Origin of the sequence: Subsaximicrobium wynnwilliamsii, from assembly GCF_007997225.1 — a bacterium.
Classification (GTDB): domain Bacteria; phylum Bacteroidota; class Bacteroidia; order Flavobacteriales; family Flavobacteriaceae; genus Psychroserpens; species Psychroserpens wynnwilliamsii.
The window spans coordinates 95,727-119,326 of record NZ_VORM01000013.1 but is presented as its reverse complement, the minus strand read 5'-3'; the positions used below and the strand labels follow the sequence as shown (position 1 = coordinate 119,326).

21 protein-coding genes are annotated in these 23,600 nt (G+C 40.9%); 5 read left to right on the top strand and 16 right to left on the bottom strand.

Annotated elements, in window-relative coordinates; genetic code table 11:
• Positions 1-295 precede the first annotated feature (295 nt).
• The 3 genes from ESY88_RS12195 to ESY88_RS12185 are packed head-to-tail and all read left to right on the top strand — an operon-like array spanning position 296 to position 3,253.
• A complete protein-coding gene (locus tag ESY88_RS12195; protein WP_147086862.1) occupies positions 296-1,012 on the top strand; it encodes a glycosyltransferase in 717 nt (238 codons plus the stop codon).
• Entirely contained in the window at positions 1,009-1,647 is a 639-nt protein-coding gene (locus ESY88_RS12190) for a lipid-A-disaccharide synthase N-terminal domain-containing protein (protein ID WP_147086863.1), read from the top strand. The genes ESY88_RS12195 and ESY88_RS12190 overlap by 4 nt, the downstream gene beginning before the upstream one ends.
• Positions 1,625-3,253 carry an ArnT family glycosyltransferase gene (locus ESY88_RS12185; protein WP_147086864.1) on the top strand — a complete coding sequence of 543 codons (1,629 nt, stop codon included), beginning with the start codon at positions 1,625-1,627 and terminating at the stop codon, positions 3,251-3,253. The genes ESY88_RS12190 and ESY88_RS12185 overlap by 23 nt, the downstream gene beginning before the upstream one ends.
• Before the next feature lie 4 nt (positions 3,254-3,257).
• On the opposite strand, the gene ESY88_RS12180 is transcribed toward ESY88_RS12185, so the two are convergent.
• The 7 genes from ESY88_RS12180 to ESY88_RS12150 form a co-directional block, all read right to left on the bottom strand.
• Positions 3,258-3,830, bottom strand: coding sequence for a phosphatase PAP2 family protein (locus ESY88_RS12180; protein WP_147086865.1), 573 nt, complete (start codon positions 3,828-3,830; stop codon positions 3,258-3,260).
• Positions 3,827-4,057 (bottom strand): hypothetical protein, encoded by a 231-nt coding sequence (locus tag ESY88_RS12175; RefSeq protein WP_147086866.1) that lies wholly within the window; start codon positions 4,055-4,057, stop codon positions 3,827-3,829. Before ESY88_RS12175 ends, ESY88_RS12180 begins: the two co-directional genes overlap by 4 nt.
• Entirely contained in the window at positions 4,044-5,444 is a 1,401-nt protein-coding gene (locus ESY88_RS12170; protein ID WP_189702598.1) for an MATE family efflux transporter, read from the bottom strand. Before ESY88_RS12170 ends, ESY88_RS12175 begins: the two co-directional genes overlap by 14 nt.
• A gap of 462 nt (positions 5,445-5,906) precedes the next feature.
• Positions 5,907-6,857 (bottom strand): NAD(P)H-dependent flavin oxidoreductase, encoded by a 951-nt coding sequence (locus tag ESY88_RS12165; RefSeq protein ID WP_147086867.1) that lies wholly within the window; start codon positions 6,855-6,857, stop codon positions 5,907-5,909.
• Complete coding sequence (locus ESY88_RS12160; RefSeq protein WP_147086868.1) at positions 6,858-8,462, bottom strand: S8 family serine peptidase; 1,605 nt, start codon at positions 8,460-8,462, stop codon at positions 6,858-6,860.
• Positions 8,463-8,521: 59 nt separating this feature from the next.
• Positions 8,522-9,709, bottom strand: a complete 1,188-nt coding sequence (gene mnmA, locus ESY88_RS12155; RefSeq protein WP_147086869.1) for a tRNA 2-thiouridine(34) synthase MnmA — start codon at positions 9,707-9,709, stop codon at positions 8,522-8,524.
• Between the two features lie 357 nt (positions 9,710-10,066).
• Positions 10,067-10,726: a toxin-antitoxin system YwqK family antitoxin gene (locus ESY88_RS12150; RefSeq protein ID WP_223270811.1), complete on the bottom strand. Its 660-nt coding sequence runs from the start codon at positions 10,724-10,726 to the stop codon at positions 10,067-10,069.
• Between the two features lie 115 nt (positions 10,727-10,841).
• Here ESY88_RS12150 and ESY88_RS12145 point away from each other — a divergent pair, with 115 nt between their 5' ends.
• A complete protein-coding gene (locus ESY88_RS12145) occupies positions 10,842-11,837 on the top strand; it encodes a fasciclin domain-containing protein (RefSeq protein ID WP_147086871.1) in 996 nt (331 codons plus the stop codon).
• Positions 11,838-12,414: 577 nt separating this feature from the next.
• Here ESY88_RS12145 and yidC read toward each other — a convergent pair.
• The 8 genes from yidC to ESY88_RS12105 form a co-directional block, all read right to left on the bottom strand.
• The gene (yidC, locus tag ESY88_RS12140) at positions 12,415-14,316 is read right to left on the bottom strand and encodes a membrane protein insertase YidC (RefSeq protein WP_147086872.1); all 1,902 of its coding nucleotides are present in this window, start codon (positions 14,314-14,316) and stop codon (positions 12,415-12,417) included.
• 88 nt (positions 14,317-14,404) lie between these two features.
• Positions 14,405-16,042 (bottom strand): CTP synthase, encoded by a 1,638-nt coding sequence (locus ESY88_RS12135; RefSeq protein WP_147086873.1) that lies wholly within the window; start codon positions 16,040-16,042, stop codon positions 14,405-14,407.
• 479 nt (positions 16,043-16,521) lie between these two features.
• Positions 16,522-17,190 carry a 2TM domain-containing protein gene (locus ESY88_RS21465; protein WP_223270810.1) on the bottom strand — a complete coding sequence of 223 codons (669 nt, stop codon included), beginning with the start codon at positions 17,188-17,190 and terminating at the stop codon, positions 16,522-16,524.
• A 12-nt stretch (positions 17,191-17,202) separates the two neighbouring features.
• A complete protein-coding gene (locus ESY88_RS12125; RefSeq protein ID WP_147086874.1) occupies positions 17,203-18,552 on the bottom strand; it encodes a 2TM domain-containing protein in 1,350 nt (449 codons plus the stop codon).
• A gap of 15 nt (positions 18,553-18,567) precedes the next feature.
• On the bottom strand, positions 18,568-19,188 hold the full coding sequence (locus ESY88_RS12120) for a tetratricopeptide repeat protein (RefSeq protein WP_147086875.1): 621 nt from the start codon (positions 19,186-19,188) through the stop codon (positions 18,568-18,570).
• 4 nt (positions 19,189-19,192) lie between these two features.
• Positions 19,193-19,618 carry a DUF2141 domain-containing protein gene (locus ESY88_RS12115; protein WP_147086876.1) on the bottom strand — a complete coding sequence of 142 codons (426 nt, stop codon included), beginning with the start codon at positions 19,616-19,618 and terminating at the stop codon, positions 19,193-19,195.
• A gap of 590 nt (positions 19,619-20,208) precedes the next feature.
• Positions 20,209-21,012, bottom strand: a complete 804-nt coding sequence (locus tag ESY88_RS12110; protein ID WP_147086877.1) for a tryptophan-rich sensory protein — start codon at positions 21,010-21,012, stop codon at positions 20,209-20,211.
• Between the two features lie 480 nt (positions 21,013-21,492).
• Positions 21,493-22,173, bottom strand: coding sequence for a uracil-DNA glycosylase family protein (locus ESY88_RS12105; protein ID WP_147086878.1), 681 nt, complete (start codon positions 22,171-22,173; stop codon positions 21,493-21,495).
• Positions 22,174-22,298: 125 nt separating this feature from the next.
• On the opposite strand from ESY88_RS12105, the gene ESY88_RS12100 reads away from it, so the two are divergent.
• Positions 22,299-22,424 carry a 30S ribosomal protein THX gene (locus ESY88_RS12100; RefSeq protein ID WP_147086879.1) on the top strand — a complete coding sequence of 42 codons (126 nt, stop codon included), beginning with the start codon at positions 22,299-22,301 and terminating at the stop codon, positions 22,422-22,424.
• On the opposite strand, the gene yaaA is transcribed toward ESY88_RS12100, so the two are convergent.
• Positions 22,425-23,183: a peroxide stress protein YaaA gene (gene yaaA, locus ESY88_RS12095; protein WP_147086880.1), complete on the bottom strand. Its 759-nt coding sequence runs from the start codon at positions 23,181-23,183 to the stop codon at positions 22,425-22,427.
• Positions 23,184-23,600: the final 417 nt, after the last annotated feature.

Here is a 23,600-nt window from a genome sequence, read left to right as displayed (position 1 = left end):
TGAAGACTTTTTGACTTAAGACTTAGGATCCATTTATTTCAAATTTTAAATGGGATGTATCAACAATTGATTTTTGATTTCCCTAATTTGTTTTCTGTTTAAGTCCGTTAGGACTGTTTACGGCTTCAACTCCCTAAATAGTGAATAAACGATTATGGTTGTGCTAGCCACTCCCTTTCTAATAGTCTTGGGAAAGCAAAAAATCCTTAAAAATTCGGCCTAACAGCAATTTCCAAATGCTTTTACCGCTCCATACTAATAAAAAAGATACTTTTGCAGCAGAAACCTTTATCAAATGGATTATACTTTCACGATTATCGTTCCGGTTTACAACGAAGAAGATAATTTGGAACGTGTAGAGCAAGAATTGCTCTCCTACACTAAAATCGCGACCCGTATCACTAAAATCCTATTTGTAAATGATGGCTCCAGCGATGGAAGTCAGTCGTTGATTGAAGCGATTTGTAAACGCCAAGACCATTTTAGCTATATTCTTTTTGCCGAAAACCGAGGCTTGAGCGCCGCCATTAAAGCGGGTTTTGATTATGTCGATACTGAACTCGTGGGTTATATCGATTCCGATTTGCAAACCGCACCTGAGGATTTCAATAAACTTTTGGAGCATGTTGGGGATTACGATTTGGTAACAGGCGTTCGTGCCGACCGCAAGGATAAATTCGTTAAAAACATGTCCTCCAAAATCGCCAATAACATTCGCCGAGCTTTTACCAACGATGGCATGGATGATACGGGTTGTCCGCTCAAAGTCATCAAAACCGCTTATGCCAAGCGCATCCCAATGTTTAAAGGCTTGCACCGTTTTTTGCCAGCGATGATTTTGCTGCAAAACGGAAAAGTGATTCAAATTCCCGTGCAGCATTTCCCACGTATGGCTGGAACTGCGAAATTCGGACTTTGGAACCGATTGTTTGGCCCTTTGATGGATTGCTTTGCGTATTTGTGGATGAAGAAAAAATACATCAATTACACGGTTTCCAAGACTAGCGCATGAGCAATTGGATGATTTATGGGATTGGTTTTATCGCGCAAATTTTGTTTTCGTCGCGATTGATCATTCAATGGATTGCTTCAGAAAAACAAAAACGTGTCATTACCCCAACGCTTTTTTGGGCCTTGAGCCTTTTGGCTTCTGTACTCCTATTTGTTTACGGGTATTTACGTTACGATTTTTCCATCATGCTTGGCCAATCTCTAACCTATTACATTTACATCAGGAATTTACAGTTACAGAAGCAGTGGCAAAAATACCCGACGGCAGTACGTTGGTTTTTGCTCGTTTTCCCGGCATTGATTGTCATTTATTATTTCAACAATAACAAGATTGATGTCAATTTGCTCTTTAAAAATGAAGCGATTCCGTTTTGGCTGTTGGGATTGGGCATTATCGCCCAGGTCATTTTTACCTTGCGCTTTGTGTACCAATGGTTTTATTCTGAAATTAGAAAAACCTCATCCCTACCCTTCGGATTTTGGTTGTTGAGTCTTGTTGGCTCCATGCTTATTTTAACTTATGCCATTATTCGTGAGGATTGGGTCTTGATCTTAGGTCACGGGTTGGGCTCCATCATTTATACCCGAAATATTTATCTCATTCAAAAAGCCAATGCTAAGGAAGCTATACAATAAGCCTATTTTAAGTTTAAGCATTTTGCTGCTCCTGATGCTCGGGTTGCACTTAGACGTCCTTCCCGTTAGCATCATGGAAGCCCGAAATTTCATTACCGCAAGGGAGATGATCACAGATGGCAACTGGCTTTTAACCACCATGAACGGCGAGGCTCGCTATCAAAAACCACCCTTACCGAGTTGGATTACCGCCATTTTTGGATTGATTTTTGGGATTAAAAACTTGGTGGCCTTTCGATTTCCTGCCGTACTGTTTGTATTAATTACAGGGGTTTATGTCTTTTTGCTCTCCAAACGATTGACACAAAATAAAAGTCAGAGTTTTAACACGGCGCTCATAAGCATTAGCTCCTTGTATGTGATCGTGATTGCCTTTGAGGCACCTTCCGATATTTTTACACACGGGTTTATGCTCATGGGCATTTACCATTTGTTTGTGCTTTTTAAGGACCATACGCACTATTTAAAACGAAGTCTGCTTGCTGGGTTGTTCATAGGTTGTTCCATTTTGAGCAAGGGCCCGGTGTCATTTTACGTGCTTTTGCTGCCGTTCTTGCTGGCGTTTGGGTTTTCGTATCGCTATAGGTTTTCTAAAAAGCTTTTGTTGTCATTTCTTGGCAGCCTCCTGTTGGCAGTCATTATTGGAGGCTCCTGGTATCTCTACGTGCGCTTGGAAGATCCCGAGACTTTATTGGCGATTGCCGAAACGGAAACTGGCAATTGGACCAGTTATAATGTGAGACCCTTCTATTATTACTGGAGCTTTTTTACGCAAAGTGGCATTTGGACCATTCCTGCATTTGTGAGTCTGCTTTATCCGTATCTAAAAACGCGGGTCTCAAACCTGAAAGCTTATAAATTCAGTTTGTATTGGACGATTTTTGCAGTGATTCTACTGTCTGTCATTCCTGAAAAAAAATCGCGTTACCTCATGCCTGTATTAATCCCGTTGGCGCTGAATACTGGGTTTTACATTGAATATTTAATCAGGCAGTTTAAAACGATGCGTGACAAACGTGAAACGATCCCCGTGTATTTCCATTTTGGGCTGATTGCTGTGATTGCCTTGGCGATTCCGGTGGTGGTTTACCTGTTTTTAGCTGAAGACTTGAGTGGACTTTGGATTTGGTATGTATTGCTTTCAGTAGCATCTGTTAGCATTGGATTTGTTTTACTGCTTCAGCTGAAGCAGAAACAAATAAAGACGGTGTTTTATCTAAGCATCTTATTTTTTGTTAGCCTTTTGGTATTTGGACTACCACTTTCCGAAGCCATAAAAAGCGATAACTATAAAAGCATTGCCAATTTAGCTGAAGACATGGAGGCGAAACAAATCCCGGTTTATGGCTATAACAGTTCCCCGGAATTACTGTGGCAGTATGGGGCTAAGCTTCTGCCTTTGAAGGACGACACTGGTTTTGTTTTTCCGAAAAACAACACCTTAGCATTGGTCGCCACCAATCTTAGCGAAACGGATAGAAAAAGCCTTGAAATTGTTTATACCATTGAAAAAATAGATCGCTATGATCTCAACCTGCCGGCTCCAGAAACGCGTGGCTACAACAATCGCTTGCAGGCCGAATTATTTTTACTTCACAGAAAGTAGCACATTAATTGAGTTGAAATCGCTTTTGCAGAAAACGCTGCAATTGGAAAAATAAAGTCCCCGAGAAGGCTCCAAAAATGGCGCCGCACAAAATATCCATCGGGTAATGCGCACCAACGTAGATTCTACTGTAGCCCATGCCTAAAGCCCAAACCACCATCACATAAATCAAAAACTTGTATTTGCTGTGCAAGGTAGCGCCAATAAAAATCGCCAAGGCCATGGTATTGCTCGCATGCCCCGAAAAGAAACCAAAACGGCCGCCACAACCGTCTCTTACCAAACGCATCACTTCCATGACACCGGGCTCATGACAGGGCCTAAAGCGCTCGAAACCGTGTTTAAACACATTAGTGATTTGGTCTGTGAACGTGATCATGAGTGCAACAACTACCAAGAGGAGAAAAAATGCCTTGAGCGATAGCTGCTTGAAAAGCAAATACGCCAAAATCGCATAGGCAGGAATCCAATAAAACTTAGCGGTATAGGCCAACCAGAAGGCATCCCAGTAGACGTTGCCAAGCCCATTGAGATAGAGAAACAAATCTTGATCGTATTGTATAATCTGATCTATCACTTCTCGTCGTATCTAGAAACTTCCCTATCGTAAAAAGCGGTGGCTTCTTGGATGAGATTTTCCATTTCGTTCTCGATTTCCTTTTCATCGTGCTGGTCAAATTCTTCCAACCACTCGACCTCATCGTCTTCTAAATTAATCACGAATCTTGGGAATTCAGTATGAATCACGAATATGGCGTTTGGTAAATCGGTGTTATCGCCAAGAATGTATTTAGGTAGTTCCATGTTGTTTCAAATTACTTGATTTCAAAATTAAGGCTTTAGTAAGATAATTAAAACGAATCCACAATAAAATTGCAGCCGAGCTCAAACCTGCCAAAAGCCCCATCCAGATGCCGAAACTGCCATAGGCCTCTTCTTTGCCAAGGAAAAAACTTACAGGAAATCCGATTAAACCATAAGCAACAAAGGTGATAAAGGTTGGCATCATCACATCTTGCATCCCTCTAAGCGCGCCCAATATCACTACTTGAATACTATCACTTATTTGGAAAATAGCTGCTGCGAGCATTAAAGTGGAGGCTATTTTGATCACTTCCATATTGTCTTCAAAATTTACCACATCATCATAATCTACATAGAGTTTTGGCAAAGCTTCATTGAAAACCGCAAATAGAATCGCAAAACACATCGCCATACATATCGCCAGAAAGACAATGGAAATCGCAATGCGGCGTAATTCATGATAGCGGTGCAGGCCTTTTTGATTGCCCACACGAATCATGGCGGCGACACTCAAACCTGTGGCCACCATAAAGGTCATGGATGACAGGTTGAGTGCAATTTGATTGGCTGCCTGCGGATTTTTACCCAACAAACCACTCAACCAAACTGCCGATGTAAAGATGAGCACCTCAAAAAACATTTGCATCGCACTGGGCGCTCCCAGGTGGATTAATTTTTTAAGCATCAATTTATCCAATACAAAAAACTTGATTTGGGTCACAAAACGTCTCGATCTTTCTTTTTTAGTCAAGATCCACCACAGGTGCCATAACATGACGAATCGAGCAACCAAGGTACCATAGGCAGCGCCAACCAAGCCCATTTCTGGGAAGCCGAACTTCCCGAAAATCAATACATAATTGAGCACCACATTGACGAGATTGGACAAGATGGTGGAATACATAGGGTATTTGGTCATAGACAAGCCATCGCTAAACTGCTTGAAGGCTTGAAAAATGATTAATGGCACCAGTGAAAATGCAACCAGATCCAAATACGGAATGGCCAAATCCACCACTTCCAAGGGTTGCCCCATTTGGTATAAGATGGGTTTTGCCAACAATACCACAAGAAATAGCGCTATTCCTAAAACAGTGCATAGAAATAGGCCGTGCTTAAACGCCGATTTCCCATCTTTAAAATTGTTGGAGGTATCTGCCTCGGCCAATAGTGGGGTAATGGCCGTAGAAAATCCTATACCTAAGGCCATGGCAATAAACACGAAGGTGTTACCCAAGGAAACTGCGGCCAATTCTGCAGTGCCCAATTGGCCAACCATAACATTGTCCACAAAACTAACAAAGGTATGGCCAAGCATACCCAAAATAACTGGATAGGCGAGTTTGAGATTGTACCCAAATTCCCTAGTATAATTTGTTAAAATCAAGGTTTATTTTTTAAGAGCTGCAAATGTAGGATTTAATGTGCTATTGAAATGACTTTGTGACAGATAAGCCAAAAAAAAGTGATCAAATAACTGATATTTAAAGCATTATAGTCTTAAAATCTTCATAAAATTGATTTTGAATTAGTTTCAATTCGTATAAAGTATTATATTTATATTTCCAATACTTTATTGTAGTAGGTTAGGTATTTGGGGCAGAAACTTTTTTAGCTATTATTTTAGAGGGATTTAAAAATTGGTTGTTAAGAAACGTTTCAAGCAAAAAGAGGCTCAGGCCTCTTTTTGTTGTTTATAGGTTTGTATGAAATTCATGATCCATAAACCCTCTAGCTTATATTTACGGAATAGCTTTCCCAAAAAAAGCATCTTCCTCAAGGCACTGATAGCTTCTCTGCCATATCAAAATCTACTGATATTTTGCTTCTCTAGGGTAATACGCCACACTTAAAGAATCTTGATTTGTCGCGCTGAAATCAAGGCCTGCTCAAACTCCTTTACCAAATCTGCAACGATTTGAGCTGCCGGTTTGATGTCGTGGATGAGACCTGCGATTTGACCTATTTCCAGTTCACCGTCTTCTAAATCGCCTTCAAACATGCCTTTTTTGGCTCTGGCACGTCCTAATAATTGAATGAGCTCGTCTTTGGTTGTGCCTTTTTCATAAAGCGCCTGTATCTCATGAAAGAATTTGTTTTTGATGAGCCTAACCGGAGCGAGTTCCTTTAAGGTCAATTGCGTGGCGCCTTCTTTAGCATCGACCACTGTATTCTTGAAATTGATGTGTGCTGAAGACTCGGCACTAGCCACAAACCGACTGCCAACTTGAACTGCATCGGCACCCAAAATCATAACTGCCAGCATGATTTGACCTGTGGCGATGCCTCCAGCGGCAATGAGCGGTATTTCCAATTGTTCCTTGACCATTGGGATCAAAGTCAAGGTGGTGGTCTCTTCTCTTCCATTATGGCCACCTGCTTCAAAACCTTCTGCCACCACAGCATCCACTCCTGCTTCTTGAGCCTTGAGAGCAAATTTGAGGCTGCTTACCACGTGCACCACCGTGATGCCACGATCTTTCAACCAAGAGGTCCAAGTTTTAGGATTTCCTGCGGAAGTAAATACGATTTTAACACCCTCTTCCACAATGATATCCATGATGTCCTCGATGTTGGGATAGAGCATGGGCACATTGACACCAAAGGGCTTATCGGTTGCTTTTTTACATTTCTGAATGTGTTCGCGCAAGACCTCCGGGTACATCGAACCTGCACCAATAAGTCCCAGTGCACCAGCATTGGAGGCAGCAGATGCCAGTCGCCAGCCGCTGTTCCAGATCATGCCGGCTTGAATGATGGGATATTGTATTCCGAAGAGTTCAGTGATTCTAGTGCTCATTTACCGTTTAATGATTTTGAAGGTTTTTGATGCTTTTTCAGACTGAATCTGCAACACATAAATACCAGCATTCAATGATGAGAGATCCAGCTGGGTTTCCAGAGTATTGGAATTTTGTTTGAGAATCGTTTTTCCGAGGACATCCAAAAGTCGAAACTTGGTAGTTTCACTTCGGGATTGCTGTGTTATATGAAGCGTATTGCCAACTGGGTTGGGAAAAACCTTCAGCCCATAAAATGCCTCATTTTCAACCGATAAGCCTATGGCAAGTGCTTGACTCAAATCTGGAATGCCATAGCCCAACAAAAAATCAGGATTCTCATATTGTGAGGCGCTCATGCGAACTAACGCTTTGATGTCCTCATGGCTTGTGTTTGGCAAGGCTTGCAATAAGGAAGCGATGCCGCCAGCCAAAATAGGCGAACTAAAAGAGGTACCATTATTATAAACGGTGGCATTGTTAAGGTTTATAACCGCTGCCGCAAAGCCTTGAGCTGCGACATCGGGTTTTTGGGTGGCTTGAAAAGCACTGCCTTGTGAACTGAAGGCTACATAATTGCCTTCCGCATCCACGGCAGCAACACTCAAAACGCCAGTGGCATCTGCCGGCGCACCAACACCTGCCTGACCAGAATTCCCCGCGGAAGTGATGACCAAAATACCCTTTTCGTTCGCAACATTGGCGCCTCTAGTAATGAATGTCGTACTGCCATTTAAATCGGCATCGCTATGACTGTAATTGGGGTTATCATAGGTTTTATAGCCCAAAGAGGTATTGATGACCTGAACTCCCAAGCTATCTGCCCGTTCTGCAGCTTCCACCCAATAAGCTTCTTCAACAGGAGTTTCACTGAAGATATCTTCGGTTCTAAACACGTAGTAAGAAGCATCTGGAGCAGTACCTACAAATTGATCTTGTATAAAACCCGCCATGTCGCTAAGCACTTTTGTTCCGTGGTCGTTTTGGTTGAAATCGTAAACGTTTTCAGTGCGATCCACGAAGTCATAGCCACCCAAAAGATCGGCATTATCTCGTAATCTCTGAAAAGCACCCATGGTATTGACATTAGGAAAACCGCTATCCATGACGGCCACAATAATGCCTTCTCCAGTAAAATCGGATAGATGCAAGTCGTCCACACCAATCATTTCGACTTGATTTTGGGTGTTTCCATAATTGAAATTCACCAAGGTTTCCTCGATTTCAAATTTATTATATGAAATCGTACTTCGGGACAGGGCATTTAATTCGGCATCTGCAAAATCAATAGTCGCAACAAAATCAAAATCGGTCATCAAGGCACTTATATCGGTCTCACTTCCTCGTACATAAACGGAATTAAACCATTTGGATTTTGCGTAAACCGTAATGCCTTCCGCATTTTTGAGCTGTGTAATATAAGCTTCATTCACCGGCACATCACGTACATCGATTGCAATGCCTTGGTCTGTTTTACGATCAATGGCCTGTTGGGTCAATATAGAAATGGGATTGTTGATAGAGGCCTCAACATTGGGCTTATCGGTTAAATAAACCCAGGCATCTTCTTGGGCAATCAAGTTGTGACAACACAACACGAAAATAATAAGTACTGATCTTTTCATAAATTTCTATTTTTGACCCCATAGCGCGGCGTGTCTTTTTGCTAGGGTCGCTAAGCAAGTTAAGAAATAACGCCCGAACCCACTAATTCGTCATCCAGGTACCAAGCCACAAACTGACCTTCGGTTATGGCCGATTGCTGGTTTTCAAACTCGACGAAGAGTCCGTCGCGGGTTTTATAAAGTGTGGCTTTACCCAATTTCTGTCGGTAACGAATTCTCGCCATAACCTCCATGCTGTCGTTGGTTTTGAGTGCCAAATCCGCACGAACCCAATGTAGCTCGTCATTATTGACAAAAAGAACGCGTTTTAAAAGTCCGGGGTGTGAATGCCCTTGCCCTGTATAAATCACATTTTCATCCACATCGGTATCAATCACAAACAAGGGCTCCACCGTACCGCCAACCGCCAAACCTTTACGTTGGCCTTTGGTAAAATAATGGGCACCTTGATGTTTGCCAACCACTTTTCCTTCGGAAACTTGATAGTGTGGCTTTTGGGCTAAGAACTGAAGTTCGTCAATTTTAGACTCAAATTCCGGCATTTCCACGGAAAAGCTCTCCAGTGACTTCGGGATCTCAACAATCAGGCCTTCCTTCGGCTTTAATTTTTGCTGAAGAAACTCAGGCAGACGCACTTTACCAATAAAACAAAGGCCTTGCGAATCTTTTTTATCGGCTGTAACCAAATCTTGCGCTTTGGCGATTTCCCGCACTTCTGGCTTTGTTAGTTCTCCAATAGGAAAGAGGGCTTTGGTTAATTGCGCTTGTGATAACTGGCATAAAAAATAAGATTGATCCTTATTATTATCCACTCCAGAAAGCAATTGATAAACGGTTTCCCCGTCTTTTTCAAGACTGCCTTTTCTGCAGTAATGACCTGTAGCCACGTAATCGGCTCCTAAATCCAAGGCGATTTTCATAAATACGTCAAACTTGATTTCGCGATTGCAGAGTACATCGGGATTTGGGGTTCTTCCGTTTTTGTACTCCTCGAACATATAATCAACAATGCGTTCCTTATACTGCTCACTCAAATCGACAGTTTGAAACGGAATGCCCAACTTATCGGCCACCAACATGGCGTCGTTGCTATCATCCAACCAAGGACAATCGTCTGAAATGGTGACCGAATCATCATGCCAGTTCTTCATGAACAGACCAATGACCTCATAGCCCTGCTGCTTTAAAAGATAAGCTGCAACACTTGAATCCACGCCTCCCGAAAGTCCGACAATTACTCTTTTCATTTTACCTGTGCTTTTGAATTTGCAAAATTACGGATTTGCCCCTAAATCCCCAAGGGGGACTTCAAGCATGTTTTTCGAATTATTTGTATTGGATTGTTGCGCCATCGTTCTTATCACGGGAGCAAAATCTTGATACTCCTTAGGCTCATGATTTCATCCCACAATGGGATTGAAAACGGGAGACGGGAGACGGGAGACGGAGGACTGAAGACTGAAGACCGAAGACTGGAGACGGAGGACTGAAGACCGAAGACTGGAGACGGAAGGCTGAAGACCGAAGACTGAAGACCGAGGACTGAAGACCGAAGACTGAGGACTGAAGACGGAAGACTGAGGACTGGAGACCGAGGACTCAATTCACTGTTTCGGGTTCTGGCTACGTCTGGTATGGTCAATCGTTTTCTCGAGTTCCCCATCAAGGTAATAAGTCCAGATGCCGTGCTTGCGATCGTGTTGGTAAACACCTTCCGCAGCAATTTTGCCATTGGCATCATAGTACTTTGCGGCACCATGGAGCTCATCATTTTGGTAGGTGTACTGTTTTAAAAGCACCCCAGTTTCAGCATAGACCTCAGTCACTCCATTTAATTTACCAGCTTTATAGTGAGAGGTTTCGGCTATTTTTCCAATAGGATAAAAAATGGTCTTTTTACCTTCCAATTGACCTTCGTCGTTATAAAAATCTTCAGACATGACAGCATCAACTTTATTATGGTAGAATAGCCATTTTCCAACGTACAGTTTTCCGTCCATTTGACCTTCACTTATTTTTTTTCCTTTGGAAGAAAAGAAGGTCACATCGGCATTGTCATTATTTTTATTGAATTGTTTTGTGGCGCTCAACACACTCTTACCCTGCTTCAAGGTATAGAATTTAAACAGCCCTATTTCCTTGCCATGGTCAAACTCACCTTCATAACGAGGTTGAGTGGTATTATCGAAATTCTTACTCCAAAGACCATCCCGCTTACCCGCTTCATCGTACTGATTCACTAAGGATTGGGCGTTTGTAATCAATGTTAAAAAAATTACAATTAACGTTAAGCAGTATTTTTTTTGTTTAATCATTATCTATTTTTGTTAAACGGACTAATTTATTATTAACCATATTAATACAAAAAAACTGAAAAAAATGAAGATTATTTCAAAAACTTTAAAATTTTTACCATTACTATTAGTGGTGCTTGCATTTCAAGCCTGTAGTGATGATGACGACGCTCCTATTATTGTACAGGAAAGAGATATAGTGGATACTGCTATTTCTACATCGCAATTAACATCTTTGGTTGCAGCGCTTCAAGCTGCCGATGGCGATTTAGTAGGTTTACTAAAGGGAAGTGGCCCATTTACGGTACTTGCGCCTAACAACGCGGCATTTACTGCTTTTTTAGCAGATAATAATTTTGCGAGCTTGGGCGATGTTCCAACCGACGTATTAGCTATGGTTTTAAAAAACCACGTGATCGCAGGAGACATAGAAGCTGAAGATTTACAGAATTTGCAAGCTAACGGCACCAACTATGCCAACACGAGTGCTACTGGACCTGGCGGCAATGAGTTAAGCATCTATTTCAACACCAGCAATGGTGTGAAATTCAACGGTATTTCCTCGGTTGAAACGGCTAATATTGATGCCACTAATGGCACAATCCATATTGTAGATGCAGTAATTGGCTTACCAACTGTTGTGACTTTTGCAACTGCCGATCCAAACTTTTCAACACTTGTAACCGCTTTGACAACTTTGACGCCAGATAACGATTACGTCGCGACATTGTCAACCCCAAATGGTACAAGTCCGGCTCCTTTTACAGTGTTTGCTCCAACAAATACTGCATTTGATGAGTTATTGGTTGAATTAGAGGTGGCTGGTTTTGGCGATATCCCAACGGCTACTTTGATAGCAGCTTTAAATTCACATGTGGTTGCAGGAGCAAATGTGCAAGCCTCAGGATTATCTGACGGACTGCTTATTGACACATTGGGTGCCGATTTAACAGCAAACATAACAGGAGGTGCTACTTTAACCGACCCTAACGGAAGAGTTAGCAATATTGTTGCGACCAATGTACAAGCAGTGAATGGAGTGATTCACGCGATCGACAAGGTTGTTTTACCTCAGTTGTAATCTAAAAGCATATTGATACTAAATTGATTAATAGCATTATTCAGTTACTATCAAGTGAAAGCGCCTTCGGAGAAATCTGAAGGCGCTTTTTTTTTATTGAAATAAGAAGTTTAAGAAAGGGTCTCCCTAAAACTTTGTCAGGTTGAAGTATTTCTTGACAAAGCGGTAATGATCCACTTTGACACAATCTTAGTCTTATGCATTCTCACTTAATGATGCAAAGCAACACACATTTTATTAAACGGTGTTCTAGTTTGGCTAGAAGCAGCCAAAACTTTTAAAGCACTCATCCTATTTATAAATGCGATCGATTAATTGAGGCGTTCTAATTGACGAGTCTTTGATAGTGCATCCATTTTGGTAATGGGGTTATCCCTTAAAATTTGGTTAATCCATCAACATTTGAGTGATTTGAAACCCATGTAACAATCTCAACATCGGTAATAAGGGTTTAAATCGGTATGGCTGATCTCCTAAAATTCTTCCTATTTTTTTAAGTTTGATGTTTTGCCAAAAAAAAGCCTATGGGATTTTAGTTCCATAGGCTTAAGTTATTTTTGTAAACAAGCGTTTATTATCACTTCTTTTTCTGTGATTGTTTTTGCTGCTCTGCCTGCTCCATCATTTCAGCCATTTTCTTCTGAAACTTATTTTGCTTTTTAGGTTTCTTTTTATTGACCTGAATTTGAGCGTGGATTTTATCCTCATCCAAAATGTAATTCTTAATGACTAACATGATCCCAATACTAATCATGTTTGAAACAAAGTAGTACAAACTCAAACCGGAAGCATATTGATTAAAGAACACCAACATCAAAATTGGGGAGAAATAAATCATGTACTTCATGATTTTAGACATGTCTGGCATGCCTTCCTGAGTGGGTTGCGCAGCCATTTGTTGACCTGTGGTCATCTTCATGTAAAAGAAAATGGCAATTGCCGCCAATATTGGGAACAAACTCACGTGATCGCCGTAAAAAGGAATCTTGATTGGCAATTGTGCAATCACATCATAAGACGATAAATCATCGGCCCAAAGGAAACTTTTTTGACGTAATATAAATGCTGTGGGGAAAAACATGAACAGTGCATAAAACACTGGCAATTGTATCAAGCCTGGCAAACAACCGGCGAGCGGACTCGCACCTGCCTTATTTTGCAAGGCCATGGTTTCCTGCTGCGCTTTCATCTTGTTGTCCTTATGCTTTTCGCGAATAGCATCCAACTCAGGCTTGAGCACCTTCATTTTTGCTTGTGACAAAAATTGCTTGTATTGTACAAAAGACATTACCAACTTGATAAGAATGGTCATCACAATAATCGCAATACCATAAGGTAAAAAGGAACTTAAGAATCCGAAAAGCGGAATAAAAAGCGCTTTGTTGATCCACCCAAAAATACCCCAACCAAAAGGAATACTCTCATCCAACTCATAATCATACTGCTTTAAGATCTTAGAATCTGTAGGTCCAAAATAGAGCTGAAAATCATTGCTGGCCTCCCCATTATTAAAGGTCAATGGGAATTTTGAAGCGAATTGCTTGGTAAACACCGAATCTACTTCTTCATCCTCAACCAAATCCTCTGTAGAGATCCGGGCCTTTTTAATGAGTTGATCTGCCACCAAAATGGAGCTGAAAAAATGTTGCCTGTATGATAACCATCTCGCATCCTCTATGATTTCTTCCTCTTCTCCAGACTGATTTAGCTTGCTAATTTTATCGCCCTCATGCATGTAAGTCAATCGTGTGTAACGATTTTCATAGGTAATGCTCTGGTCATGCCGAAAGGTCTTGAGTCTCCAATCTAAATTAACATCCTGTGAACTGTTGATGACATTGCCCAAACCATTGGATTCTATTGAAAAATCCATCATGTAATTGTCTGGTTGCAACTCATAGCGGTATTCCAAGTACTGATCTTCGGAAGACTTTAAGCGCATGGAAACCACCGTATTATCGCCATTTTTAGTGACGCTAGGCTCAAAGAATAGGTCTTTGGTGTTTAAAATTCGGTTATCTGAAGTACCGAAATTGATATTGAAATATTGGTTGCCATTTTTAATTAAATAGATGGGCACAGAGTCATAATCAACAAAATTCTTCAGTTTAACTTCGGAAATAAAGCCCCCCTTATTACTGAATGTGACTTCAAGAACATCCGTTTCTACCACAGTTTCATCTTGCGAGGCAGAAGCCAAGGTCGAAGAATAGGCGAAAGCACCCAATTTATTCTTTAAATTTTCTAGCTGAAGCGAATCAATGGCATTTCCGCTAGAAAAATCTTCCTCGGTTATGACTTTGGTATCGTCTTCTTTTTCCGCAGCATCGGCTTGCCTACTGGCTTCAACCTGCTCTAATCTTTTCTGCTCTGCTAATTCTTCTGGTGTGGGCTGGTTTCTCCACATCATAAAGAGTAATATTCCGAAGATCAATACAAATCCTATGATGGACTTGACGTCAAATTTTTTTTCTTCCATATAAATTTTAGTTGATACTCAAGGACATCTAATTCCTTTTAAGTCTTTTCTCGTAATTAGTTTGGACTTACCAAAAAGCTATCCAATATTAATTTTGTGCCATGTTGGCATCTATAACCCTATTTTTATAATCTAAAGCTGCTTTGACGAAAGCCACGAACAGTGGATGCGGGTTCGCAACCGTACTCTTATATTCTGGATGGTATTGCACGCCAACAAACCAATTATTCGCTGGGATTTCGATGATTTCAACCAAACCGGTTTCTGGGTTGATCCCGGTGGCTTTCATGCCAGCTTCCTCTATTTGCGCCTTGTATTTGTTATTGAATTCATAACGATGGCGATGGCGTTCCTTGATGGTTTTGTTTTGGTAAACCTTATAGGCGATACTGCCTTCCACCAGCTCACATTCCCAAGCTCCCAAACGCATGGTGCCGCCTTTATCGGTCACCATTTTTTGTGAAGCCATCAAATCGATAACGGGATTATTGGTGTTCTCGTCCATTTCTGAAGAATTGGCGTCTGCAATGCCCAACACATTTCTAGAAAATTCAATCACTGCCATTTGCATGCCCAAACAAATTCCCAAAAACGGAATGTTGTTTTCGCGCACATATTTTACCGCTGCAATCTTACCTTCAATGCCGCGTTCCCCAAAACCTGGCGCCACTAAAACCGCGTCTAAATGCGCAAATTTCTTGGCGACGTTTTTTTCTGAAATATATTCGGAATGAATTGACTGTACCTTAACTTTGACTTCATTTTCTGCACCTGCGTGAATAAACGATTCCAAAATGGATTTATAAGAATCCTGAAGCTCAACGTATTTACCAATCAAGCCAATCACTACTTCGCCCTTTGGGTTTTTATGACGTTGTAAAAATTGATTCCATCGCGTTAAATCGGGTTCGGAACTGTCCAACTCCAATTTCTTTAAAACCACAGTATCCAAACCTTGCTCCAGCATCAAATTGGGCACATCGTAAATGGTAGAGGCATCAATGGATTGAATAACCGCCTCGCGACGCACGTTACAGAATTTTGCCAACTTATCGCGCAAATCTGATGGTAACTCGTGCTCTGTTCTACAAACCAAAATATCGGCCATGACACCACTTTCCATCAAGGTTTTTACGCTGTGTTGGGTAGGTTTGGTTTTTAGTTCACCGGCCGCCGACAAATAAGGCACCAAAGTTAAATGGATTACGATGGCATTGTGCTCACCCAAATCCCATTTTAGTTGACGCACGGCTTCAATATAAGGTAAGGATTCAATGTCACCTACGGTACCGCCAATTTCGGTGATCACGATATCGTAATCGCCAGAATTGCCAAGTATCTGGATGCGTTGTTTGATTTCATCTGTAATATGCGGAATCACTTGAACCGTCTTGCCCAAAAATTCACCGCGACGTTCTTTTTCAATCACGCTTTGGTAGATGCGACCAGTAGTCACATTATTGGATTGGCTGGTAGCCACGTTTAAAAAACGCTCGTAATGGCCTAAATCCAAATCGGTTTCAGCACCATCATCGGTCACATAACATTCGCCATGCTCATAGGGATTGAGCGTGCCGGGATCAACGTTGATGTAAGGATCGAGTTTTTGTATGGTGGTCCTGTAACCTTGGGCTTGGAGCAGTTTTGCCAAAGATGCAGCAATGATGCCTTTGCCAAGTGAGGAGGATACGCCTCCGGTTACAAAAATGTATTTAGTAGTTGTCATGTTGCGCTTATAAACGCAGGCAAATTTACAAAATAAAAACAGTTATTGCGGTTTTGGGATTGGTTTATTAATAGCAATTGTTTTTAGCTGTTAATAATTTGATAGTTAGACCTTTCAGGCTTTAAAAAACTGAAAGACCTAAGCAAACTATATTTGATTTCGCATAAGTTTTAGATAATGCGACCGGCTTAAGTTGAATACGTCACTCAGGGTCTTACGAATGTCTTCGTTTTTAGAGTGAATTGGCGAGGTCGATTCCCGAGACTTTGTGATGTGAATTGTTTTTCCAGAAACCCGAGGCAGCGTTTTCAAATGCCCCATAAGCCAAGTAAAAACATCATTTTTTCAAGATTGTATGATTAGCATGCTTCGCGTTCATAAAGTCCATAAGCCAATTACGATCTAGTCTTGGTTCTTGGTTCTTTTTTCCATCTTCTTTTTTCTTTCAATCAACTACGACCCTAACACTAAATCAATCCTTACTCCCACCGCTGCTGCTCAACTTCCTTATCCATAAACTCCTGCATCTTCCGGGCTTCCCAGTTAGAATTGAAAAGTAGATTAGGTATAAAGACGGAAGCTGAATGCGCCAATATGCCAATACCCCAAAAACCCAAGGTTATAAAATTTTGCCATTTAAAATAGCTTTCTCCAGGTTCTAAATCATTGATATTAGAAACGACGATGAGCAAATTCACAACTACATAAACGCTGAGATGTATGTAGAATCCCTTGAGCCTTTCCACTCTTTTGCTAGCAAGTTCATAGAGATCACGATCTAAATTAGAGTCTGATGTGGTCAATGCAGACAAATGATTTCTTCGGTCCTTATCCATGAAAGCCCTTATTTTTCGCGCTTTCCATTCCTTTCCGAAGAAACCAAAAGAGCCAAAAACACCTAAAAAGTGAAATGCCAGGCCGATGCCCCAAAAGAAGGCGGTTGAGAAGGTACCGAAACTCCAAAAATTTAAGTTTTGGATGCTAAACAAGCCTAGCAAAAAGAGGTTCACAATCACATAAGCTGCCAAGTGCCAATAAAATCCAATAATTTTCTTGACCCGTTGCTTTGCTTTTTGGTAAGCCTCAGTATGTTCTAGATGAGGGTTATCCTGCTCTGCGCCGTAGGGTTCAATTGCATTTTTTTTCATGATGTGTGTATTTTAATTCCAAGGTTGTTGTTCTTCCTCCTCGCGTAAATATTTTTCGATTTGACGCTTTTCCCAGTTTTTGCCTAGCATGCCGTCATTCACATAAACTTTATAGGCATGAAATGCCAAGCCCATGCCCCAGCCCAACATTGGGAACCAAAACCATTGGATGATGCCAGGCGTGTACTGATAATATATAAAGATAAGAAACGGGATTACGACGCAATAGGATAATAAGCTGTAGTAGAATTCCTTTAATTCCTCGACGCGTTTACGTGCTCTAACGTAACTATCGTCATAAGCTGTTATTGGTTCTATGGTTCTCATTATGGAAGTTTGTTTGGTAAGCATCGGGATGGCAACAGTAAAACGTCCTGCGTTTTCGGCGATACTAAGGGTTTTATGGGTTAATAATTTATAGCGTTGCTTGATATTCTCCAGGCCCACGCCACTACTCTTTTTAACGATTTGCTTGGTCTGCAGGTTATTGTCTACCACCAACATCCCGCCCTGTTCATAGATTTTAATGTGCAATGGTTTTGTACTGGTCACCATATTATGCTTTACTGCATTTTCCAAAAGCAGCTGTAATGACAGAGGCACCACCTTACTCTCGGGATTTGAAGCCCGGTCTGGAATCTCAAATATTATACTGTCCTCAAAACGCATTTTTAAAAGCATCATGTAGGTTCTAGCAAAATCCAACTCTTCATCTACGGGGATCAAATCCTTGTTTTTCTGCTCCAAAACATAGCGATACACCTTTGACAGTGAGGTTGTGAATTTCTGGGCATTATCTGGATTCTCCTCGATAAGACTGGTAAGCACATTAAGGCTATTGAACAAGAAATGGGGATCCAGTTGATTTTTAAGCGCATCAAATTTCGCACTCGCAGTGCCTGCAATAACCTTTTGTTCCTTGATTTTATTTTTTTGGTACTTATTGTAAAAATAAATCACGTGAAAAACCGAAACGATTGATAAGGTAATCCAGAGCCCAAAAGAATAGCCTTGCCAGCTTTCATTGGCGATGAATTTTTCAAAAGGCATCCCAAAAAAATAGACCTCAACGCCAACCCTCAAAAAGAATAAGCAAATCAAAGTAATGATGGTAGAGCCCAAAATACCAAGAACGATGCGTTTTAGAGTGTCTTGTTTACGCCATTGCCGCTGTTCCATATAATTAAAAAAGAGCGAATTGGCATATCTGAGCACAAAAGTGTACAATTGGTAAAAGCTAAAGTCAATCAAAAAGGCATTGATGGTCTTATAAGCAAAACCACCAGATATCAATTTCGCTATGGCGTAAACGATACAGCCCATAATGAAGGTAATGATGATACTTTTAAATGCCTTTACCATAATCGTTTTGTTATATTATTCGCAGCTTTTAAAAACGGCCTCTGCATGCGCTTTACCCCAATTTGGAGCAAATTCAGATTCCGGTTTAAAGTTAGCAAAAAGTTCTATGGCTTTTTCCACATCTTTGCAATAGGGCTTGGTGTCTTTGCCAAAATATCTGGCGCTGCCCATATTCCATTCGGCATTACCCAAAACCACACGCGGATTGTTTGGCGACAAGGCCATTGCCTTTTGATACAGTTCTGTGATTTTCCCGCTGTATTTCATGCCATAGGTCATGCCATCAAACGCCACCCAATTGGTCAACACCTGGGCTTGCAATACTAATAATTCCGCATTATCCTTACTCATAGACATGGCGAGGTCTAAATGTTCTTGTGCCTTGTCCAACTTGGCTTTCAATATTTGGGCATCGGTTTCATCCCAACTTTCTAGGCTGTTTATTTGGGCAATGTAATAATGGGGTAACCAATTATCCAACTCAGCACTTGAGATGCGCTCAAATAGGTTTTTGGCGGCATCGGTCTTGTTGTCTTGCCAGAGGGCGAAGGCTTGTTCCATGCCTTTTTCATAATTGGTTTGGGCGGTCACTATTCCAGAGATTAGCACTGCGACTATTACTATTAAATTTTTCATTGTATTAAAGTGTTATGGTTTGTTCTATATTTTCATTACTCATCTCAAATTTGGCGTCGCTCCATTTTGGTGGCCCCATGAAGCCTTGAGCGTTATTGGAGCAACCATAAGTTTCCTTGGGAATGCCCATAAAGTTAGTGTCAAGTTTCCCGTTACCATTTTCATCGTGAAAAAAGGAAACTGCATAAACGCCTTCTGGCAGGTTTTTAAAGACAACCTCGCAACTTTTATTGCTAACCATTGTTTTTGAGGATTGAATGCCCTTGCCTAAAAAGGTGGCTTCGGCATTATAAAGCGCAACATAAACCATCCCTTGATTGGAGCTTAAGTTTTGAATTTTTACCGTAATGCTTTTTAGGTTTGGCTCTTGCGCGTTCGAAAAGGTTTGGCTTAATATCGCAAAAATGAAAATTTTGGCTAGTGTGCTCATAATTGGTATGGTTTTGATTTGAAGCAAATATCCTTGACGGGCAGCGCTTTTTAAAATGTGAAGTACCGAGTTGTGGTAATATTGGGATGAATTGTAATTTTATGTTTGTTTTTACCGCGGAAGGCATCGTCATAACTCAAATGCAAAAGCAACTTCATGTATTGAAAACGCCTTTGAATTTTTTCGCATTTTGATTTAACGGAAGGTTTTTCCGAAGAAAAGAAATCATTTTTAGGAACGAGAAAGACCTTGATTTTCTAAAAAATTAATAATCATTGTTATCCGATATAAGAACCAAGACTGCTAGAACCTAGAACCTAGACTAAATTGAAACTAACTGACAAACAGCAAGGCTTTAAATTAAAAACTTCATCTCAGGCCTGATAAAATTATTTTCAAAAAGCTAGATGTCAATCGTAAAACCTCTTAATCCATAGGATTCAAAAGTTGCTTAGTGACTTTTTTAAGCATTTTAATCGGACACGCGTAATTAATAAGAAAGACTGCAAGAAAATGACTTCTCCTTCTAAAAATCGGTATGGCACTGAAGCCTTACCGACCGAACACCTCTAGCAAGATCACTGATTAGCTTAGGCCTTATTTTGAAGATATTCCTTGCATTTATTAAAAGGATTGGTGTCTTTGTTTTTCGCACCATGAATGCCGCTACTTATCACTAAAATCGCGGCTGCCAATGCTGCCGAATACACAATAACATCATGCTTTTCATAATTGGCATACGCAATGGCAACCAAAGCCCAAGCACCAACCAAGGCGAACTCGCGCATGTTGCGTTTCCAAGTGATGGCGAGATTGACGATTAGTGCAACCCCGATCATTATTAGGGTCCAAGTCACTGCAGAAATACCGAAGCCGTCCCATCCTGTTTTCACTAAATAAGCCGATACATTTGCAATGCTGGCCACGGTGACCCAGCCGCTATAAAACACAAAGGGCCACCACAAAAAGGCAATGACCGACATGGGCGCATCCCAAAGCTCCATAGAGTTATCAATGACGATTTTAAGCAAGGATAACAATAGCAAGAAGATAAACACACAAGATAATCCCGTGTAACCGTAAAGAAAACAAAACACCCAGGCAGAATTTGCCACACAAGAAATGACGAAAGTCCAACCAATTCGCAACACAAAGTCGTCATCCCTAACCTTTACAAATAAACTGCGTCCTTGATACACGATAAAACCGATGAGGAGCAAGTAAATAAAACCCCATATCGCAAAGGCATAACCTGCGGGAGTGAATAGGGATTTCATGTCGTTGCTCACTTGGCCAATGGTGGTGCCATTGATTGCGCCAGTGTTAGACAAATAATTAATAAATATGGTGCTTACCAAAGCGATGCCATTGGCTATTTGTAGAACTTTTTTCATTGGTTATCTCGCATGATGAATAAGCCATGAATTTAGTGAAAATTAAAAAAGAAGCTGCCTATTTGCAATTAAAGTTGGTGTTCTTTTGAATGTTGGCGGTTTCAGTCCCTAAACTTTTAGACTGAAAAATCGTTCTAAATCGCGTCGCCGCTCTTGATGTTATTCAATTACAGCAACTATAATAACATTTTTGACACATAAAATAAGATGCTTTGAACATCGGTTTTGGCTTATTCCCAATCGGCTGGGATTGTTGCTGGAAAACACCAACAATGGCGATCCTTGAAGTTATTATACGCCGATAATTTATTCGAAATCGCAAAAGGTGCTGAATTTGAGATTGAATGCATGCTTTTTTTCGAAACTATGCTGATGTTTAAAACTTTCAGGTTTTGAAAACCTGAAAGGTTTTTCTAGCAAAAATTCGTGTGCCTGCGTGTCGACAGACAGCTTTGTGGCCACTAGATAAGGGTTTCAAAATCACAAAAACTCGCGATACTGCATGACCCTAAAATCAAAGGTATTGAAATCTGGGTTTTTGGCTTTGAGCTGTTTGTATAAGGGCATCCGGCTTATGGAAATGTTCGCTGCTCCAGAACTGGAACTCAAGGATACCGTTTTTATGGTCCTGAGCTGAGTTGGATTGCTCAAATTTTGAGCTGGCATGATGAATTCGTGTATTCGTGGCACCTCATTAGAGACCAATCTCAACTTCAAATCGTAAGTTTTAAGATGCTTTCTGAAAAAATATTCTGGTCCGTTTTTACTGTTGCCTCCCGTGAAAATTAGCGTTTCGATGTTTGGGAATTTTTTGAGATATGCCATAATATCCCGTAATGCGATGTTATTCATCCCCAAATCGGACGCGTCGATTTTCTCACGCTCGGCACTCTCCACAATGTCACAAACACCAATTTTATGTTTGACGAGAAACTGTTTGCGTTGCTGGACGGCTGTATCGGAATTGTCATAACGCAAGTCCAATTCATAAATTTCATCAATAAACAGCCAAAGCGAGTTGTAGCAACTCCCGTAACAAAAGTCGACGTCCTTTTCCAACAAATCGCCTGTAGTGAAGCGCGGCGGTGGTAGAGTGCCCACGATCAATTTTTTGCTGTCAAGCTGGATAAAGGGCGAATAGGGATGCTTATGAAAGAACATTTTATTGCGATATATTACTTTGAATCTTCAATTAAAAGTCGTATTATATTTAGCTAAGACATGAACTTCAAACAACGGATTTCTATTTTGCTTTTAAGCACAGGCATCCGGAAAAAAATACAGCTATGGGAAAAGGTGACAAAAAAACGAGACGCGGCAAAATCAACAGAGGTACTTTTGGAGTGAGACGACCACGCATTAAAAAACGCCCTAAACCTGAGGATAAAATCAATCCGAATAAAAAATCCTGACTATCTGGTAAAAACCAACTCGTTATCCGATGATAATTTTTCAGTAAATCGATAGTTTTCGCCATCAAATCCTTTCAGGTCTTCCAATGTTTGCGCGTTGTTCTCTACAATGTAACGCGCCATTAAGCCTCTTGCCAATTTTGAATAAATGGCAACGGTTTTGTAATCACCATCTTTCAATTCTTGAAATTTAATCTCGGTCACTGGTACTTTTAAGGTTTTGGCATCAATAGCCTTAACATATTCGTTACTGGCCAAATTGATGAACAATTCGTCATCCTTCAATTCCTTATTCAAAGCGGCAGTAATATCTTTTTTCCAAAATTCATACAAATTCTTATGTTTCCCCACAGGAAACTTCGTACCCATTTCCAAACGATAAGGTTGCACGAGGTCCAAAGGCTTTAAAACGCCATAGAGACCGGAGAGGATGCGCACGGTATCTTGAAGTCCATCTATTTTTTCGTTGGCGATGGTGTAGGCATCCAACCCGCGGTACACGTCGCCTGCAAAGGCATAAATGGCTGGCCTAGCATTGTCTTTGTTAAACGGAAGCCTAAACTCCTGGTTGCGCTCATAATTGAGGTCTGCCAAATTATCGGAGATGTGCATCAATTTGGACAACTGCTTGCGCGATTGTTTTTTGAGCTGTTTGTTTAAACGTCCTGAAGCATCAAGAAACGCTGGTTGCGTGGCTCTGGTAGTTGGCAATTTACTTTCGTAATCCAATGATTTTGCTGGTGATAATACTAATTTCATAAGTGTATGTATGGTGTTAAACTGGGATGTTTCAACTACTTCTCATTAAACTTTTATAAAGTTACTATTGATAACTGGCAATTGCAACCCAATGCTGTTTTTAAACGAAATGCCACGATAAGTTTTGATTATACGTATTGATCAAATTTTAGATTTGGATTGGATTCCAACGAAATGCGCGTTAAGGATGGAGCGATTGTTTGAGCTCTCCAGACCTTTTTTTTCAAAGGTCTGGAAGCGAGTCGCGAGAGCCTGACGCTTTATTGCTTTTGGGCAATAAAGGGGAACGCCCTTGGAAGGATTGACGATTTACAAAAATCCAAAAACAAAGCACCAAATTCCAAAAACAGAATTATTGAAAAATCAAAACACCTCTGCGCCCCTACCTACCGGCAGGCAGATCTCCGAGAGAAAACC

Bases quoted from the DNA above. Each gene is read 5' to 3' on its own strand.
- ESY88_RS12125 (WP_147086874.1), bottom strand. From the start codon at position 18,552: ATGGTAAAGGCATTTAAAAGTATCATCATTACCTTCATTATGGGCTGT.
- ESY88_RS12110 (WP_147086877.1), bottom strand. From the start codon at position 21,012: ATGAAAAAAGTTCTACAAATAGCCAATGGCATCGCTTTGGTAAGCACC.
- ESY88_RS12160 (WP_147086868.1), bottom strand. From the start codon at position 8,462: ATGAAAAGATCAGTACTTATTATTTTCGTGTTGTGTTGTCACAACTTG.
- yaaA (WP_147086880.1), bottom strand. From the start codon at position 23,183: ATGAAATTAGTATTATCACCAGCAAAATCATTGGATTACGAAAGTAAA.
- ESY88_RS12120 (WP_147086875.1), bottom strand. From the start codon at position 19,188: ATGAAAAATTTAATAGTAATAGTCGCAGTGCTAATCTCTGGAATAGTG.
- yidC (WP_147086872.1), bottom strand. From the start codon at position 14,316: ATGGAAGAAAAAAAATTTGACGTCAAGTCCATCATAGGATTTGTATTG.
- ESY88_RS12195 (WP_147086862.1), top strand. From the start codon at position 296: ATGGATTATACTTTCACGATTATCGTTCCGGTTTACAACGAAGAAGAT.
- ESY88_RS12185 (WP_147086864.1), top strand. From the start codon at position 1,625: ATGCTAAGGAAGCTATACAATAAGCCTATTTTAAGTTTAAGCATTTTG.
- mnmA (WP_147086869.1), bottom strand. From the start codon at position 9,709: ATGAAAAGAGTAATTGTCGGACTTTCGGGAGGCGTGGATTCAAGTGTT.
- ESY88_RS12165 (WP_147086867.1), bottom strand. From the start codon at position 6,857: ATGAGCACTAGAATCACTGAACTCTTCGGAATACAATATCCCATCATT.
- ESY88_RS12100 (WP_147086879.1), top strand. From the start codon at position 22,299: ATGGGAAAAGGTGACAAAAAAACGAGACGCGGCAAAATCAACAGAGGT.
- ESY88_RS21465 (WP_223270810.1), bottom strand. From the start codon at position 17,190: ATGAAAAAAAATGCAATTGAACCCTACGGCGCAGAGCAGGATAACCCT.
- ESY88_RS12105 (WP_147086878.1), bottom strand. From the start codon at position 22,173: ATGTTCTTTCATAAGCATCCCTATTCGCCCTTTATCCAGCTTGACAGC.
- ESY88_RS12135 (WP_147086873.1), bottom strand. From the start codon at position 16,042: ATGACAACTACTAAATACATTTTTGTAACCGGAGGCGTATCCTCCTCA.
- ESY88_RS12115 (WP_147086876.1), bottom strand. From the start codon at position 19,618: ATGAGCACACTAGCCAAAATTTTCATTTTTGCGATATTAAGCCAAACC.
- ESY88_RS12175 (WP_147086866.1), bottom strand. From the start codon at position 4,057: ATGGAACTACCTAAATACATTCTTGGCGATAACACCGATTTACCAAAC.
- ESY88_RS12190 (WP_147086863.1), top strand. From the start codon at position 1,009: ATGAGCAATTGGATGATTTATGGGATTGGTTTTATCGCGCAAATTTTG.
- ESY88_RS12145 (WP_147086871.1), top strand. From the start codon at position 10,842: ATGAAGATTATTTCAAAAACTTTAAAATTTTTACCATTACTATTAGTG.